General features: G+C 47.2%; 17 protein-coding genes. 6 read left to right on the top strand and 11 right to left on the bottom strand.

From position 1 onward, the window contains the following. Window positions 1–144: 144 nt before the first annotated feature. Window positions 145–1,038, bottom strand: coding sequence for a glycoside hydrolase family 25 protein (locus HMPREF6485_RS07960; protein WP_044125957.1), 894 nt, complete (start codon window positions 1,036–1,038; stop codon window positions 145–147). Between the two features lie 222 nt (window positions 1,039–1,260). Further along, the gene (locus tag HMPREF6485_RS07955; RefSeq protein ID WP_004345857.1) at window positions 1,261–2,901 is read right to left on the bottom strand and encodes a diphosphate--fructose-6-phosphate 1-phosphotransferase; all 1,641 of its coding nucleotides are present in this window, start codon (window positions 2,899–2,901) and stop codon (window positions 1,261–1,263) included. Window positions 2,902–3,092: 191 nt separating this feature from the next. Between HMPREF6485_RS07955 and HMPREF6485_RS07950 the strand changes: the two genes are divergently transcribed. The 6 genes from HMPREF6485_RS07950 (at window position 3,093) to HMPREF6485_RS07925 (ending at window position 9,926) form a co-directional block, all read left to right on the top strand. Then, complete coding sequence (locus HMPREF6485_RS07950; RefSeq protein WP_004340654.1) at window positions 3,093–3,368, top strand: hypothetical protein; 276 nt, start codon at window positions 3,093–3,095, stop codon at window positions 3,366–3,368. Window positions 3,369–3,421: 53 nt separating this feature from the next. Beyond that, window positions 3,422–3,973, top strand: a complete 552-nt coding sequence (locus HMPREF6485_RS07945) for a 1-acyl-sn-glycerol-3-phosphate acyltransferase (protein ID WP_004345856.1) — start codon at window positions 3,422–3,424, stop codon at window positions 3,971–3,973. Between the two features lie 102 nt (window positions 3,974–4,075). Then, a complete protein-coding gene (locus HMPREF6485_RS07940) occupies window positions 4,076–6,673 on the top strand; it encodes a golvesin C-terminal-like domain-containing protein (RefSeq protein WP_155814401.1) in 2,598 nt (865 codons plus the stop codon). An 88-nt stretch (window positions 6,674–6,761) separates the two neighbouring features. Then, window positions 6,762–7,100 (top strand): hypothetical protein, encoded by a 339-nt coding sequence (locus HMPREF6485_RS07935; protein WP_004340651.1) that lies wholly within the window; start codon window positions 6,762–6,764, stop codon window positions 7,098–7,100. 29 nt (window positions 7,101–7,129) lie between these two features. After that, on the top strand, window positions 7,130–9,187 hold the full coding sequence (locus tag HMPREF6485_RS07930) for a YgiQ family radical SAM protein (RefSeq protein ID WP_004345854.1): 2,058 nt from the start codon (window positions 7,130–7,132) through the stop codon (window positions 9,185–9,187). Next, window positions 9,135–9,926, top strand: a complete 792-nt coding sequence (locus tag HMPREF6485_RS07925) for a hypothetical protein (protein WP_004345852.1) — start codon at window positions 9,135–9,137, stop codon at window positions 9,924–9,926. Before HMPREF6485_RS07930 ends, HMPREF6485_RS07925 begins: the two co-directional genes overlap by 53 nt. A gap of 211 nt (window positions 9,927–10,137) precedes the next feature. On the opposite strand, the gene HMPREF6485_RS13620 is transcribed toward HMPREF6485_RS07925, so the two are convergent. From HMPREF6485_RS13620 to metH, 9 genes are all read right to left on the bottom strand, one after another. Next, entirely contained in the window at window positions 10,138–10,296 is a 159-nt protein-coding gene (locus HMPREF6485_RS13620) for a DUF4295 domain-containing protein (RefSeq protein ID WP_004340647.1), read from the bottom strand. Window positions 10,297–10,335: 39 nt separating this feature from the next. Further along, a complete protein-coding gene (gene rpmG / locus HMPREF6485_RS07920; protein ID WP_004340645.1) occupies window positions 10,336–10,524 on the bottom strand; it encodes a 50S ribosomal protein L33 in 189 nt (62 codons plus the stop codon). Between the two features lie 20 nt (window positions 10,525–10,544). Next, on the bottom strand, window positions 10,545–10,829 hold the full coding sequence (gene rpmB, locus HMPREF6485_RS07915; protein ID WP_004340642.1) for a 50S ribosomal protein L28: 285 nt from the start codon (window positions 10,827–10,829) through the stop codon (window positions 10,545–10,547). A gap of 185 nt (window positions 10,830–11,014) precedes the next feature. Continuing rightward, the gene (locus HMPREF6485_RS07910) at window positions 11,015–11,521 is read right to left on the bottom strand and encodes a CinA family protein (RefSeq protein ID WP_004340639.1); all 507 of its coding nucleotides are present in this window, start codon (window positions 11,519–11,521) and stop codon (window positions 11,015–11,017) included. A 31-nt stretch (window positions 11,522–11,552) separates the two neighbouring features. Continuing rightward, on the bottom strand, window positions 11,553–12,581 hold the full coding sequence (gene tsaD / locus HMPREF6485_RS07905; protein ID WP_004345851.1) for a tRNA (adenosine(37)-N6)-threonylcarbamoyltransferase complex transferase subunit TsaD: 1,029 nt from the start codon (window positions 12,579–12,581) through the stop codon (window positions 11,553–11,555). 52 nt (window positions 12,582–12,633) lie between these two features. Beyond that, complete coding sequence (map, locus tag HMPREF6485_RS07900) at window positions 12,634–13,500, bottom strand: type I methionyl aminopeptidase (RefSeq protein ID WP_004345850.1); 867 nt, start codon at window positions 13,498–13,500, stop codon at window positions 12,634–12,636. Between the two features lie 89 nt (window positions 13,501–13,589). Continuing rightward, entirely contained in the window at window positions 13,590–13,859 is a 270-nt protein-coding gene (locus HMPREF6485_RS14360; protein ID WP_239664077.1) for a hypothetical protein, read from the bottom strand. Window positions 13,860–14,081: 222 nt separating this feature from the next. After that, window positions 14,082–14,708 (bottom strand): HAD family hydrolase, encoded by a 627-nt coding sequence (locus HMPREF6485_RS07890; RefSeq protein WP_004345848.1) that lies wholly within the window; start codon window positions 14,706–14,708, stop codon window positions 14,082–14,084. Continuing rightward, complete coding sequence (gene metH / locus HMPREF6485_RS07885) at window positions 14,709–17,507, bottom strand: methionine synthase (protein WP_004345847.1); 2,799 nt, start codon at window positions 17,505–17,507, stop codon at window positions 14,709–14,711. Between the last annotated feature and the right edge of the window lie 89 nt (window positions 17,508–17,596).

Below are 17,596 nucleotides of genomic sequence, written 5' to 3'. Positions count from 1 at the left end.
GCAAAGCCTCTGCACGGATGGTGCAAAGGCCCCGAACAAAAATGAAAACACAGAAAAGAACTTCTATTACAAAGAAAGGGTGAAAGGCACTACAACCAAAATGGAAAACAGCAATGAGAAACTCAAACAGGGGACTGTCTGCTGTCAAGAATCATCCTCTTCGGAGACGATATCCTCATGGGCACCGATACACAGTTTTCTGAGGTCGTAGTAGCTGCCGTTGTAGATGTTGAAGTCCACATATCCCTTGATGCCCGGCAGCTTGCCGGCATCCGTGTGTTGCCAAAACTTCCAAGGCCCTTTATACTCCACTTTATCGACATAATAGTGGGCTATCCAATAAGGATAGTCCTCAAAGACAGGGGCACTCAGGTAGTTTTCCTTAAATTTGTGATAGGTATAAATAATCGGCTTCACATGATAGTGGTCTTCCACGATGTGAAGCCATGCCAACACATCCCGCTGAAAGTCTTCGACCGTCACATCCTTGGGCTTATGTTCTATGTCGAGTACAGGTGGCAGGTCACCATCAGTGAGATGCACTTTGTCAAGAAAATAATAAGCCTGCTGACGGGCTGTAGACTTGTTACTCCAAAAATGATAGGCTCCGCGAATAAAACCATATTCGCGGGCATTATAGAAATTGCTCCGAAAGTTCTCGTCCATGCGCGATGCCCCCTCCGTAGACTTAATGATGATGAAGCGCACGGGACATCCCTTGATCATGGCATTGCGCAGCTGCTCCCAGTCAATCTCCCCTTGATAGTGAGAGATGTCGATGCCACGAATCTCGTAACCGTCTGGATAGTTGGCATCGCCATAGAGAGCACGCCATCTGAAGCCCATTGGGCCGACAAAGAAATAATAGAAAAGCCAAATGTACAACACGATGACGCCCCCTGCCCCCAACCACCATGCCCAACGAGGCAAGCGACTTAGGAAACGGGGCAAGTGCGGACGAGGAAGCATTGGGGCCTTCCTTCGCCGCCGAGTCGCCGGTGAGATTTTCCCTTTTGTCTTTCTCTTCGTTTTTGTCATACGGTTTCTATTATAAATATGATATGAATGAAATACCCTTATACAGGTATTCCGCCCCCCTTTTCTCCCAAGAACCGGAAGAGACCGACATTCGTCCTCCCCTATCACCGGACTCAGCGGACATGGTGTTACTAATAAAGAGAGGTGACAAGCACTGGCAAACTTAAAAAGAATTGCCGACAACTGTCACCTCTATTTGTCTATTGGGTTTGGCCTTTCCGCTTACTCCTGCTCAAGGGCCAAGGTCCTCGTTGTGCGGTCGCAGACAGACGACGGGCCCCAATACTGAATCGGGCCGGGATAAACAAAGCAGGTTTCCTTAGCCCACTCGTCGCGTTTCTCGACAAACTTCTTGAAAGGCTTGCCATCCAGTTCAACCAACGCCTTGCGTATCACAGGCTTCATTTCACCATTGCGGCGCTCCATGTTCATCATCATCGTGATGGGCACACCGCCGGCCTTCCACTCGTCCGTCGTGGCCGTAGTGTTTTTCACAACAGCCATGTAGCCGGTCTTGCCATTGGCGATGAGCTGAGCGGCACTCGTACCCAGGGCGTAACAATAGTCAGCATCGAAATTGGAAGGAGCAGCACAGCGGCCCTCATAACCGAAGAAATGGTGAATAGCGGCAAACTTGCCTACATATTTACCCTCCTTGGCCCATTCGGCAAGCTTGGCTTCCACCATATCGGAAACCAGTTTCTCGGTCTCGATGAGTGACACCTGCACGTTGCCGTGGGGGTCACGCTCAAGCGACAGCTGACGGGCAACGCCTTCGGGCAGGGTGGCAAAGGTCTCGGCATTGGCTGCAGAGAGGTGAGCCAAGATGTATTCGCGCTGTGCGTCAGCCTCAAGATCTTTATACTCAGCACCGTGGGCGGCAAGCAAGTCGTTGAGTTCATCAATAAGACGGCCGATGGCAGGAATAAACTCGATGAGGCCCTCAGGGATGAGCACCACACCAAAGTTCTTGCCTTGCTCTGCACGATAAGCTACGGCAGAAGCCACCTGCTCGATGATCTGGTTGAGGGTCATATCCTTTGCCTCCACCTCCTCGGAGATGATGCAAATGTTGGGCTGGCACTGGAGCGCACACTCTAAGGCAATGTGAGAAGCCGAACGGCCCATCAGTTTCACAAAATGCCAATATTTACGGGCCGAATTGCAGTCGCGCTCGATATTGCCAATCAGTTCGCCGTATGTTTTGGTAGCCGTATCAAAACCGAAAGAAGTTTCTATCTGATCATTCTTCAAGTCACCATCGATGGTCTTGGGGCAACCGATCACCTGCACGCCATAGTTCTTGGCAGCATAATACTCGGCCAACACACAAGCATTGGTATTGGAGTCATCGCCACCGATAATGACAATGGCCTTGATGTCGAGCTGGCGAATCACTTCGAGTCCCTTTTCAAACTGCTCCTCCTTCTCCAGTTTGGTACGTCCGGAACCGATCATGTCAAAACCGCCTGTGTTACGGTATTCGTCAATGATGTCGGCAGTAAGCTCTTTGTAGTCGTGGTCAACAAGTCCGCCAGGCCCCATGAGGAAACCATAAAGGCGATTGTCAGGATTCAAGCGCTTGATGGCATCGAAAAGACCGCAAATCACATTGTGGCCGCCGGGAGCCTGGCCGCCACTCAAAATCACTCCGACATTCATCTTGCCGGAGTTGGCCTTGTCGCCGGGAACAAACTCCACCAGCGGCATTCCATAAGTGTTGGGGAACAACTTCTTGATTTCTTCCTGATCGCCAACGCTCTGCGTCGGTTCACCTTCTTTCACCTTGACGGCACCCTGAAGACCTTTTGGCAGCTTGGGACGATATTCTGCCCTTTCACGCTGCAAGCGACTTTTTTTCATAATCTATTTATAAATGTTGTAAGTTGAAACTTCAAAAACATTGCAAATTTACTTTTTTTCTGCGAAATAAGGAAAGATTTTGGGCGAAATTGAATCCACTGAAAGTTTTTTTCGCATAAATTTTTGCTTTTCCAATATTTTTCTTATCTTTGAACGATAATAGAACTTTAATTTAAAAACGAAGTAGGATTATGACAACCAACAAAAGAGATTTAAAGCGTTCAATCAATTATATTTGCAGCGACCTTTTCGCAGAATGCGTGGCTGCCTCGTTGTATGGCGGTTCACCTAACAAGGAGAATGTGGAGTCGCTGCTCACTTCCATTCTTGTGGTGCATAATGACTTCATCAATCGCGTGTCGCATCCCGAACCGGGTATGCCGGCCAAAAAATATTATAGAGCACTTATTGATGAATTTAACAAGCAGGTGGGTGAAATCATCGACCAGATAGGCAATTTGCAATAGATGTCCCAAATGCTTCATTTGCTTTTCATCTATCATTTCTAACAAGTTTTTTCATGCTTCAACAACTTTGCTCTTGGATATTATATAAACAATGGGGATGGCACAAGGATATTTCCGTGAACCATCCCGACAAGTATATTATCTGCCTGGCACCACATACCAGTAATTGGGATCTGGTATTAGGACAACTTTATGCCCACGCAGAAGGCATTAAAAGTAATTTTCTCATGAAGAAAGAATGGTTCTTTTGGCCCTTAGGCCCCATCTTTCGGAAAATGGGAGGAATACCGGTGTGGCGCTCCAAACACTCGAGCATGACGGACAATCTTGCAGAGACGGCTGTCAGAGCCAAGATGTTCGGATTGTGCATCACGCCCGAAGGCACGCGTTCGCTAAACCCTGATTGGAAAAAAGGCTTCTATTACATCGCGCTAAAAGCGCAAATACCAATCTTGCTTTACGGTGTGGACTATGAGCGGAAACTCATACAATGCACCCGGAGCTTCGTTCCAACAGGGGATATAGATAAAGAAATGGCGGAAATCAAACTTTACTTCAAGAATTTTAAAGGAAAATATCCGGAGAAATTCAGTACAGGATTATAATGGCTGAGGCAAAATTCCAGGGAAACTTTGACGTGTCTATATTCATAAATGTGCATCCCACATCCTGTTGCATTTCCACCTATCAAAATAAAAGATATAAGATTGAAAGTCAGGCTTTTAACAACGATTATCACCCTCACAGTTGCAGGGCATCTTACCGCTCAATATCAAGACGGTAACACTCGCGCGTGGGGAAGCATAGAGTATAAAGACGATCCGTGGGTCTATCGCGTCTCTCGGCCGAACAATATTACAGAAGGGCTGCTCAACAGACACATCGCTTTATGGGCAAGCCACGGACGATATTACGATGCGGACAAAGGTAAATGGGTGTGGCAGCGTCCAAACCTTTTTGGAACAACGGAAGACCTCTTCACACAAACTATCGTTGTGCCTTACCTCATTCCCATGCTTGAGAATGCCGGTGCCACGGTCTTTACCCCTCGCGAAAGAGACTGGCAGACACATGAGGTGATAGTGGACAACGACGACAGGCAAAAAGCTCCCTATTACATAGAATTTGTCGACAGAAAAAAGTGGGAAACAACAGATTCTGCCGGCTTTGCCTTTCACACCGGGACATATCATGATGGTGAAAATCCCTTCAAAAACGGTACTGCACGAAAAGCCAAAGCCAGTAAGAAGAAACATACCAGTGAGGTGTCTTACCAACCCAATTTGCCGGAGGCAGGACGATATGCTGTCTATGTGAGCTATCAAACCCTTCACAAAAGTGTCCCCGATGCCAAATACATTGTGTGGCATAAGGGGCAGGCAACTGAATTTACAGTCAACCAACGCATGGGAGGAGGTACGTGGGTGTACTTGGGGACTTTCGATTTCGACAAGGGATGCAACATCTACAATCGGGTTATTGTCACCAACCATGCTTCACGCCGGGGAGTGGTCACCACCGATGCTGTGCGTTTTGGCGGCGGAATGGGCAACATAGAACGTGGGGGAAGCCTCAGCGGACTGCCGCGGTGTCTGGAAGGTGCACGCTATGCAGCACAATGGGCCGGTGCTCCTTATGAAATATATGGCGGACGAAAAGGAAAAAACGATTATGCTGACGACATCAACACACGCTCTTTCATGACCAACTGGCTTGCAGGGGGAAGTGTTTATGCACCGACGCGCAGAGGGAGGAATGTGCCACTTGAACTGTCTTTGGCTGTGCATAGCGACGCAGGATATGCAGAAGACGGAAGGTCCATATACGGTTCATTGGCCATTTGCACGACCGACTTCAACGACGGGATGCTCAACGCAGGCATAAGCCGGCTAACTTCCAAGGATTTTGCCTCTGCCTTGCTTGAAAATCTCACGCAAGACATGCGTGCCAAGTATCACCGCTGGACCTACCGCCATCTTTGGGATCGCAACTACAGCGAGACGCGCGTACCGGAGATTCCGTCGGCCATCATCGAAACACTCTCCCATCAGAATTTTCCCGATGTGAAGATGGCACAAGACCCTAATGTGAAATTCACCATCGCACGTTCGCTCTATAAGACCATACTAAGATACGTGTCCTCCAACCATGGGGCACGCTATACGGTACAACCGCTCCCGCCAACCAACTTCAGCATCGAAATGAAAGGGCAAGGGAAAGCACGTCTCTCATGGTCGGCCCAACCTGACACGCAAGAACCGGGGGCTGCCCCCCAATCTTATAATGTGTATATGGCTACTGGAACAAGCGGATTCGACAATGGTAAGAATATTCGTACACAAACGTATGACCTCACACTTGAACCGGGAGTGCAATACAACTTTTATGTCACAGCGTGCAATCGCGGTGGCGAGAGTTTTCCCACGGAAACGCTTTCAGCCATATACCAGCCACGGGCTACCCACAATATACTCGTAGTCAATGGGTTCCATCGCCTTGCCGCCCCGCAGGTTATAGATAATGACTCGCTTCAAGGATTTGATTTCGATGCCGACCCGGGCGTGAGTTATGGACTGACAGCCGGTTGGAATGGTCGCCAACAGTGTTTTGACAGGCGCAAGATGGGGATCGAAGGTCCCGGCGGATTGGGATATGGAGGAGATGAATTGGCGGGACAGTTCATTGCCGGCAATGATTTTAACTACCCTGTGGCTCACACCGCTGCTTTGGCGGCCTCGGGCAGGTACAATGTTGTGAGCTGTTCGGCAGATGTTGTCATAAGCGGAAAAGTGAAATTAGACAACTACGACGGCGTAGATCTCATTCTCGGACTTGAACGGTACGACGGTTACTCATCCCAATCCTATAAGACTTTCACTCCCACCATGCAACGGTTGCTCACAGCTTATACCCGCAGGGGCGGACGGCTGCTGGTCAGTGGCAGCTACATCGGCACCGACATGAAGCAACCCGATGAACAACGATTCCTCCGTGAAGTACTCCATCTTGAATACGCACCTACAAATACGATCCCAACAAATGACCGCATTATCGGATTAGGCTTGGACTTCGACTTTTATCACACCCTCAACAGCCGGCACTACGCTGCCACGCATCCGGATAGTTTTTGGCCCGTGGGTGTAGCGATAAGTGCGATGCAATATTCCAATAGCTCTACTGCTGCAGTCGGCTACAAGGACAAAGATTATAGATGCTTCACGATGGGATTCCCTTTTGAATGTATCAAAGAGCCCACAGTGCGAGCACGCATCATGAGTGGCATTATGGCCTACCTATTTGATTAGTTGCCTTCGCAAGACAAATGGCACATGTATCAAAAAGAAAATAAAAATATTTAAGACATATCAGATAATCTCTTAAACATCCGACTTTATGTATAAAATTCAAGCCAACCAATCGGGTACACGGAGCATAGAAGTCTCTGATGCCCATTTGCAGACTATAGAAAAGTACCAGCTGCTGCGTAACCTCTTTGACAGCAACGGTTTTGTTGACGAAGAAGTGCTTGACCGCCTCAAATGGAATGTGCGCTCGCTCCTCGAATCAGAATCAGGCAAAGGGGACAAGTATCTACTTGACTTGTGCCTTGATGTTATCTACAATGCTAATATGAAAGCCTTCGGTCTTCACAATTTGGCCGAGCTTTTTGCCAAATGGAAAGAAAAGCACCATGAACAAGTAGAAATTGACGAGCAGGAGGTAAGCGATTGATTGGCAGTAAAGGCAAAACAGCATCCCTTATGCAGTATAGGGCTCCTCAGTTGACGGATTTTCTTCCCACCACCAAAAAAGAGTGTGAACTACGGGGTTGGGATGAATTGGACATTATCCTCTTCTCAGGAGACGCCTATATTGATCATCCCTCATTTGGAGCAGCCGTAATTGGTCGTTCTTTGGAGGCGGCAGGCTATCGTGTCGCCATTGTGCCTCAACCAGACTGGCATGGTGATTTCCGCGATTTCAAGAAATTGGGGCGTCCCCGCCTTTTCTTTGGCGTGTCTCCCGGATGCATGGATTCGATGGTGAACAAATACACAGCCAACCGGCGCTTGCGTTCTATGGATGAATACAGTCCTGACGGGCGTCACGACTGTCGTCCGGAATATCCCTCCATTGTCTATACCAAGATACTTAAGCAGCTCTATCCCGATGTACCTGTCTTGCTTGGCGGCATTGAAGCCTCAATGCGTCGCCTCACCCATTATGACTATTGGCAAGACCGCTTGCGCAAGTGCATTCTATGTGATAGTGGAGCCGACATGATACTCTATGGCATGGGGGCAAAATCTCTGCTTGAGGTTGCACAGGGTATTGAAAATGGGGCAAGCATCGAAACCTTACACCATATTCCACAAACCGTATTTCTTAGCCGCGAGGAAGACATTCCGGGCGGTATAACTGCTGATGACATTGTGCTTCATTCTCACGAAGAGTGTCTGCATAATAAAAAAGCGGAAGCGGAAAACTATCGCCATATCGAAGAGGAATCGAATAAAATCCATGCCCAACGGCTTCTTCAAGCGGTCGATGGGAAGTATGCCGTGGTGAATCCTCCCTACCCCACACTTTCTACAGAAGAACTCGATGCCACTTTCGACCTCCCTTACACCCGGCTGCCACATCCCAAATATCGGGGCAAAACAATACCGGCCTACGAGATGATCAAGTTCTCTGTCAACATCCATCAAGGTTGTTTCGGCGGATGTGCTTTCTGCACCATTTCCGCTCATCAGGGAAAGTTTGTCACTTGCCGAAGTAAGGAAAGTATTGTCAAAGAGGTGGAGAAAGTCATCCACATGCCGGATTTCAAAGGCTATCTGTCCGACCTCGGAGGGCCTTCGGCCAATATGTATGGCATGGCGGGACGTAATCGTAAGGCATGTGAACATTGCAAACGCCCGTCGTGCATCAATCCACAGATATGCCCCAATCTGGATACCGACCATACGGCTTTGCTTGACATCTATCGTGCTGTAGACCGATTGCCGGGCATCAAGAAAAGTTTCATAGGAAGCGGTGTGAGATATGACCTGTTACTTTATAAAGGAAAAGACGAACATGCCAACGCATCGGCTCGCGAATATACCCGAGAACTGATTACCCGCCATGTGAGCGGACGTCTCAAAGTGGCTCCCGAGCATACCAGTGGCGCAGTACTCAATTTGATGCGTAAACCTCCATTTGAGCAGTTTGGAGCTTTCAAACAGATCTTTGACCGCATCAACAAAGAAGAAAACCTTCGCCAACAAATCATCCCCTACTTCATCAGTAGTCATCCGGGATGCAAAGAGGAAGACATGGCTGAATTGGCCGTGAAGACAAAAAAACTCGACTTCCACCTTGAACAGGTTCAAGACTTCACTCCTACCCCTATGACCATTTCCACCGAAACCTGGTACACCGGCTACAACCCTTATACGCTGGAACCGGTGTTCAGTGCGAAAACTCCCCGTGAGAAACTTGCACAACGGCAGTTTTTCTTTTGGTATAAACCGGAGGAACGGCACAATATTGAACGCGAATTGAGGAGAATAGGCCGTGCGGATCTTATCCCACAACTATATGAGGGAAAGAGTGTTGTTGGTTCTCGATTCAAGCGAGAGACTGTGTACAGCAACCGGCCTGTAGGCAGTCTTTCTGATTCTGTCAGCATAGAAAAGCAACATCACACTACAGGCAAAAAGACAGAGCGGAAATCATTTAATCCGAACTTTACTTATGATAACCATAATAGAAGAAAGCACAATGGCCAAAGGGCTGCCGGCACACAACGAGGACGCTATCGTAAAGACAAATAACTTCTTGGCTGTAGTGGACGGCAGTACGAGTAAAACCAAGTACAGGGTGCAACCCGATATCACCAACGGTCAGCTTGCCGCCATCTTGATTCGTGATTATCTGCAATCCGTAGACTCATCGGCCCCTCATCTTTCCTGCAAAGAACTGTGCGAGGGATTGACGGAGCATTTTCAGCAGGAATATTTAGTTCGGAATGTGGATATAGATGCCCTCACCATACATCCGGAACTGCGTCCTACTGCCAGTGTGGTAGTTTTTTCACGATGCCGGCAAGAGGTCTGGCTCATCGGCGATTGCCAATGCATGATAAACGGGCAGCTGTTTGAGAACCCAAAACCACACGAAGCAACCATCGCCCGCAAGCGTGCCCGGCTAATCATTGGCGGGATGCGTCCTGACGAAGCCCGAAGATGTATAGAACACGATCTCATTACAGCCATGCATGAAGGGCAGAACAAAAACTACACCGTGATAGACGGTTTCCCCATCTATTATGCAGGAGTTGCAATCATCAAGCTTAGAGAATGGGCAACTACTTTCCCTTTCCAAATTGTGTTGGCTTCTGATGGCTATCCTTTTCTAAAATCCACATTGGGAGCTTCCGAGCAGGCCATACAAAAGCAAGCTACTTCCGACCCTCAGAACATCAAGCACTTTTTGGCCACAAAGGGTATTAAGCCCGGTTATCATGGTTTTGACGACCGCACTTATTTACGTTTCATATTTGGTGAAGAATGACAATACAATCTCTACCTTAATAACCCGGCGATGCCCACTTTGACCGCTTAGACCTCAATTAATATTTAATTATATTGTCCCACCAAATAGCACCTGTTCACAAATCCCCATTACATACATCTTAATCATAAGTTACTTCTCTATCATTTAGAATGATAAAGGTCGCATCCATGCCGGATACGACCTTTTTATATTATATATCTAAGGAGACTTAGTCCTTAAAGAAATCTTTAACAGCCTCATTGGGAACCATCTGCTCATCAAAAATATAAGCACCGGTCTTAGGGCTCTTAACCATTTTAATCACCTTTGTATAAGCGCGACCATCCGTTGAACCTTCGTGGAGGGTAGCGACCGCTTTCTTTGCCATAACGCTTAATTATAATTAAAAGTCTGTTCTACACTTCGCTTACTTAATCTCCTTGTGAAGAGTCATCTTCTTCAAGATGGGATTATATTTCATCAACTCAAGACGCTCAGGAGTGTTCTTACGATTCTTAGTTGTCACGTAACGGCTTGTTCCCGGCAGTCCACTATTCTTCATTTCCGTGCATTCGAGTATAACCTGTACCCTATTGCCTTTTGCTTTCTTTGCCATGATATTTGCTTCTTTATAGTTTATGCCTCTGCCACTTTAGCACTGTTAGCTTCGGCTATAACCTTGATTTCACTCAGGTATCCCTTGGCAACAGCCTGCTTAATAGCAGCGTCAAGACCGATTTTATTAATAAGACGAAGACCAGCAGCACTGATCTTAAGGGTAATCCAGCAGTTTTCTTCCACCCAGAAGAACTTCTTGCTGAAAAGGTTTACATCAAAGCTTCTCTTTGTGCGGTGCTTTGAGTGAGACACATTACAACCTATTTGTGCCTTCTTTCCTGTGATCTGACAAACTTTCGACATTGCTATCTAAAATTTTCTAATTCGTTAATTGATACCTATTCCAAACAGGGTGCAAAATTACAAACTTTTTTGCGAATAACAAAATTATTCTAAAAAGAAAGTTTTATTTTAAGGATTTTTTCAACTTATAATTGTACTCTCATGCACAGTAGTCCATAAATATCTCTCTTTGAGACATTTATTGATTATTTCTTCAAATCGGGCTCATGCTCTTTGAGAAATTCGACCATCAGTTGGAGAGCCTTACTTGTAGCGATGGAAAGATTGATGTCACGCCCAAAATCTTCGGAGAGTTTCCATGTTCGCACATCTGTATTGCAGCCATATCCAATCCAAATCGTCCCTACCGGATTCTCAGGCGTTCCTCCGGCAGGTCCTGCCACACCGGTCACTGCCACGGCAAAGTCCACACGAAGAGTCTTAATTGCTCCAAGCACCATTTGGCGGGCAACCTCCTCACTGACAGCCGTCTGTTCTTCAAGCACTTGGTGGTCTACTCCAAGCAGGTTTTCTTTCACTTCATTGGTATACGCAATGATGCTTCCATTGAAATAATTACTCGAACCGGGTACGGCAATGAGGGCTTCAGCCAAGCGACCACCCGTACAGCTTTCAGCCGTACCAATCTTCTTATCACTGTTATATAAGAGTTCTTGTATGCTCTTACTAAGTATTTTTGTCTCTAAATCCACGTTGAATATATCTTTTGAGGTTAAAATTAGCTTACATGAAAGTTACTTTTGAGAAAGTAGGCATGTCGATCGTAGCAAAGTCCTTGTCTTTATACTTAAAGGTTCCCACACAACCAATCATAGCTGCATTGTCTGTAGTGTAGCTGAATTTAGGAATGTAAATCGTCCATCCGTATTTTTCAGCATGTTCACGGAAAGCATTTCGCAAACCATTGTTTGCAGATACACCGCCTGCTACCGCCACATGCTTTATATTAGTCTGTTTGACAGCCAATCGAAGTTTCTTCATCAATATGTCGACAATGGTAAACTCGAGGCTGGCAGCCAAATCTTCTTTATGCTGTTCGATAAATTCAGGTTCTTCTTTTACCCATTTTTGAAGGTTGTAAAGGAAAGAGGTTTTGAGTCCGGAGAAAGAATAGTCCATACCGGGAATATTCGGTTCCGAGAACTTATAAGCATGGGGATTTCCCTGCCGTGCCAATTTGTCGATGATGGGGCCACCGGGATAGCCCAAACCCATCACTTTTGAGCATTTGTCAATAGCCTCACCGGCAGCATCGTCGATGGTCTGCCCCAACACTTCTATATCATTGTAGGCGTTGACCTTGACAATTTGGGAATTGCCACCACTGACCAACAGACAAATAAAAGGAAAAGGAGGTATATGGTTGTCACCATCCGCGTCTTTAATAAAATGCGCCATAACATGCCCCTGCAAGTGGTTGACATCTATCAGTGGAATGCCGAGTGAACAAGCCAAACCTTTAGCAAAACTGACACCTACCAACAGCGACCCCATGAGTCCGGGCCCCCGGGTAAATGCGATGGCCGACAACTGGTTCTTAGAGATGCCGGCCCTCCGGATAGCCTGATCCACAACGGGCAAAACATTTTGCTGATGCGCTCTCGAAGCCAATTCGGGCACAACCCCGCCATAAGCGCGATGAACGTCTTGAGAGGCTGTAATGTTACTCAACAAGACACCATTCTTCAGCACCGCGGCCGATGTGTCGTCGCAACTGCTCTCAATACCTAATATATATATATCATTGTCCATGACAGCCTGTCTAATTTATGTTATCTACAGAAAAGTCTTCTTTATCTTGGCATTAATACGTAAGCACTTCCACCCCATGTTCAGTCATTACGAGCGTATGCTCCCATTGTGCAGAAGGCTTTTCGTCTTCAGTGATCACTTCCCAGCCAAATGGGTCATCAGCATCGATAAACACACGCCATGTACCCATGTTAACCATCGGCTCAATGGTAAACACCATACCGGGAACCAAAAGCATGCCTGTACCCTTGCGACCGTAATGGGTCACATCCGGTTCTTCGTGAAAATCAAGCCCCACGCCATGACCGCAGAGGTCGCGCACAATGCCATAACCATATTTCTTTGCATGCTTTTCAATGGCATGACCGATATCACCCACAAACGAGTAAGGCTGTGCTGCCTCCATGCCTATTTCCAAACATTCCTTGGCTACCCTCACCAACTGTTCTTTCTCGGGAGTGGTTTTCCCTCCTACAATAAACATCCGGCTGGCATCGGCATAATATCCGTCAAGGATTGTAGTCATGTCCACGTTTACAATATCGCCTTCCTGTAAAACATCTTCTTTCTTGGGAATGCCATGGCACACCACCTCATTGATACTCGTACAAACGCTCTTCGGATACCCCTCATAGTTGAGACATGCCGGAATGGCATGATGTTCCTTGCAATATTGCATACAGATATCATCTATCTCCTGAGTGTTCATACCTACGTGTATCTGGCGGGCCACTTCATCAAGACAACCTGTGTTGACGACTCCGCTCCGGCGGATGCCCTCTATCTGTTCCGGCGTTTTAATGAGCTGGCGTGTAGGCACCTCCTTGCCTTTGCTTTCCCAATACATCACCTTCTTGTCCAGCTCCGTAAGAGGTTGTCCGGGAAGGCAATGCCATCTTTTCTTTTTGTTAAACATCATTGACTATTTGTATATAACGCCCGCAAAGTTACTGCAAAATACCAAGAAACGGGCATAAAAGTCTTGAAAATGCATCTATATATCAGATATTATTCAGCCTTCACGGGAGCATTGGTATAATAATAAGTCCAGTCATAAATATGGCTATTGTTGATGAGAAGCACAAAATCACGCATCACCGGATGCTCGGCATTTCCGTCATGCACCACTTTAATGGTAAACTCCTCATTGTTGCCATTGATGGCCGTATATTCGATATATTTCGTTTTCTCCTCATCTACTTCGGCATTCACCTGAAGCAAATCGTAGCGATCGGCCCCAATGAAAATTGCCGTATTGCCATCTTTTACGATTCTCATGTTCAGGGGTTGTATTTTGCCATACTGCTGGGTTTGCGCATCAAACGAGACAGAAGCAATGACATCGTATGAAAACCTTTGTGCCGATGCTGACACAACCATCAAAGTTATGATAGACAAGAGTAATAAACATCTTTTCATAATTCTCTGTTCTTTAATATGTTCAACCATTATTGTGTCGTCCGGAATATCTATAAGTTGCCGGTAAATATATCGACCGCCCTACTTGGCCTGAAGACAATCATAAATCCTGCCCGTCCAGTCTTCACCGTTTTTGGGGCAGAGAGTGCGAAGACCAAGTTCACTTGCCGCCGCTACATTGCGGGGGCCGTCATCCACATAGAGCGTCTCTTCGGGAAGGATTTTTTCCCTTGAGAGCACATATCGGTAGAAATGTTCATCAGGCTTCATCAACTTCACCTCAAAGCTTTTATACTCTGCATCAAAATAATAGGCTAAAGGATGCCCTTTTCCGTCGAACCGATCACTCTCAACAAATTCCATCATAAACGGATTGGTATTTGACAAAAGGATAAGTCTATACCCTTCTTGGCGGAGTTTCAATAAAGTTTCAAGGTTTCTTTCAGGTATCTCCTTAATATAGCCCTGCCAGGCATCGGCGCACTCTTCATGAGAAACCTCATGCCCAACAAGCAGGCTCAATTCTTTTCTAAACCCTTCGGCATCTATCTTGCCTTCTTCCAAATCTCCGAATATTCCTGTTTGTTCATAGGGATCAAGCCGTTGACCGGCATCCTTCAAACCGAGTGCTTCAAACCGTTTGACGGCTTGCGTCTCTTCAAGCGTCAAAATCACACCTCCCAAATCGAAAATGATATTCCTAATCATCTAACTATCAAATAAATTCAACTTATTCTTGCGTGCATCTTCTATAGATGCCAACTTGTCTTGTTCTTGATGATAGCCCTCTCGCAATTTCTCGTAGTCGGCATTGAGCTTTTGCGCAAAAGACTTCTTTTCGGTCTTATTCAACAATTTGGATGCCACTATTGGATTCTGGCTGGCATCCTTCATCCAAATGACAGGACCGGAATATACCGGTGCTATTTTCAAGGCCACATGCAGTTTGGAGGTAGTCGCCCCACCTATCATGATCGGAACATGCAGCCCCGCCTTGTGAAGTTCGGTAGCAACATTGACCATTTCGTCCAAACTCGGCGTCACCAGACCGCTCAATCCGATAATATCCACGTGTTCGGCGACAGCCTTTTTCACGATTTGGTCGGCCGGCACCATGACTCCCATGTCTATCACCTCATAATTGTTACACGACATGACTACAGAAACAATGTTTTTCCCAATATCGTGTACATCTCCCTTTACCGTAGCCAAAAGCACCTTACCGGCCTTTGTTGCTCCCTCCCTACGCTCAGCCTCAATGGCCGGTTGGAGGATGGCCACCGCACGCTTCATCGTTCGGGCCGTCTTCACCACTTGGGGAAGAAACATTTTGCCGGCACCGAAAAGTTCACCGACAACATTCATACCATGCATCAAGGGACCTTCGATAATGTCTACAGCCTTCGAATATTCATCCATGGCTTCCCGGAGGTCTTCCTCCAAAAAATCGGCAACACCCTTGCGAAGAGCGTATTCCAATCGTTCGTCCAATGGGGTCGAACGCCATTCGGGCGTGCCGTTTGTGCCTGACGTGTCACTTCCTTTCTGTGGCCCTTCTGTGGCAACAGTCTTCACATCCAATATCCTTTGGGCGAGGGCTATCAGGTCCTCACCTGCACCACGGCGGCGATTAAGAACAACGTCTTCCATCACCTCAAGTTCCGCTTGTGGTATATCGGCATAAGTAATTTTCGCCGAAGGATTTACAATACCGAAATCCATCCCGTTGCTTATCGCATGATAGAGAAAGACGGCGTGCATGGCCTCACGAATATAATTGTTGCCCCGAAAAGAAAACGACAAATTACTCACCCCGCCACTCACATGAGCACCGGGAAGATGTTCTTTAATCCACCGGGTGGCACGAATAAAATCCATTGCATAATCATCGTGCTCTTCCATCCCTGTGGCAATGGCCAATACATTGGGATCGAAAATGATGTCTTGTGGCTGTATGCCGACTTTTCGGGTCAACAAATCGTATGCCCGTTGTGCTATCTCTATTCGTCGGTCAAAGGTTGTTGCCTGCCCCTGCTCGTCAAAACACATGACCACGCAGGCGGCCCCATAGCGTTTAATGTCGCGGGCATGGGCCAAAAACTGTTCTTCGCCCTCTTTGAGGGATATCGAATTTACAATAGACTTTCCCTGCACGCACTTCAGACCGGCTACAATAACTTCCCATTTGGAGGAGTCTATCATCACAGGGACACGTGCTATATCGGGATCGGAAGCTATCATGTTGAGGAAATTCACCATCTCGGCCTTGGCATCAAGTAGCCCGTCATCCATATTGATGTCGAGAATGAGCGCCCCATCGTCCACTTGTTTGCGTGCTATGGCCACGGCCTCCTCATATTGTTTTTCTTTAATCAGTCTCAAAAACTTCCTACTGCCAGCCACATTACACCGTTCCCCTATATTCGTGAAACCACTGATTGCGGCTTGTTCGTCTTCCCCGGGAATATTGTCTAATGGAACCAACACATCCAGTCCGGACAAGCACATCCGCCTTGTGGGAGACGGCACACGGCGGGGCGTTTTCCCTTCTACAAAAGGGCGATAGGCTGCAATAAACTCGGGAGTCGTCCCACAACAGCCCCCGACAAAGTTGACCAGCCCTTCGTTGACAAAATCACCAATCTGCGGAGCCATTGTCCCGGCCGTCTCGTCATAAAGCCCCAACTCGTTGGGAATGCCCGCATTGGGATAGACACTCACATAATAAGGGGCCACCTTTGCCATTTGCTCGAGAAAAGGCTTCATCTGAGGAGCTCCGAAAGAGCAATTCAGCCCTACAGAAAAGATCGGGTAGCTTGAAACGCTTGCCAGAAAGGCTTCGATAGTCTGGCCACTCAATGTACGACCGGCCAGATCGGCAATGGTGAGACTGAGCATGATAGGCAATTCCACCTCTCTTCTCGCCATGATGGTCAGAGCGGCATCTATAGCCACTTTGGCATTGAGGGTGTCGAAAATCGTTTCAATGAGAATCACGTCTACACCGCCTTCCACCAATCCGTCTATCTGCTCACAATAGGCATCAAACAGTTGGTCGTAGGTAAGATTGCGTGCTGCCGGATTACTGACATCGGGAGACATGGAACAAGTCTTGTTGGTGGGGCCCACCGAACCGGCCACGAAACAAGGATGCTTTTCGGAAGCATACTCGTCTGCCACTTCACGGGCAATCCTTGCCCCTTGCAGGGCCATTTCCCCTACATAATCTTCAAGCAGATAATCGGCTTGCGAGATGCGCTGGGAGGAGAACGTGTTGGTAGTGATGATGTCAGCGCCGGCCTCAATGTATTGGCGAAATATGTCTTTCACCACATCCGGCCGGGTTATATTGAGCATGTCATTGTTTCCCTTCATCACCCCCGGCTGCCGTCTGAACAACTCTCCCCTAAAATCTTCTTCTGTCAGATGATAGTTTTGGATCATCGTTCCCATCGCTCCGTCAAGGATAAGGATTCGCTCTTTAACCAGCTCCTGAATTGTTTTCATCGCTCACTTTTTAATCATTCACCACTTGACATTGCATTTATACAAACGGCCGAGGGGCCTTCGGCATCCTCCCACCAGAACAAACGCCG

The organism is Segatella buccae ATCC 33574, from assembly GCF_000184945.1.
Taxonomy (GTDB): domain Bacteria; phylum Bacteroidota; class Bacteroidia; order Bacteroidales; family Bacteroidaceae; genus Prevotella; species Prevotella buccae.
Note: the sequence above shows the minus strand (reverse complement) of the source record. Positions and strands in the feature narration are given on the sequence as shown.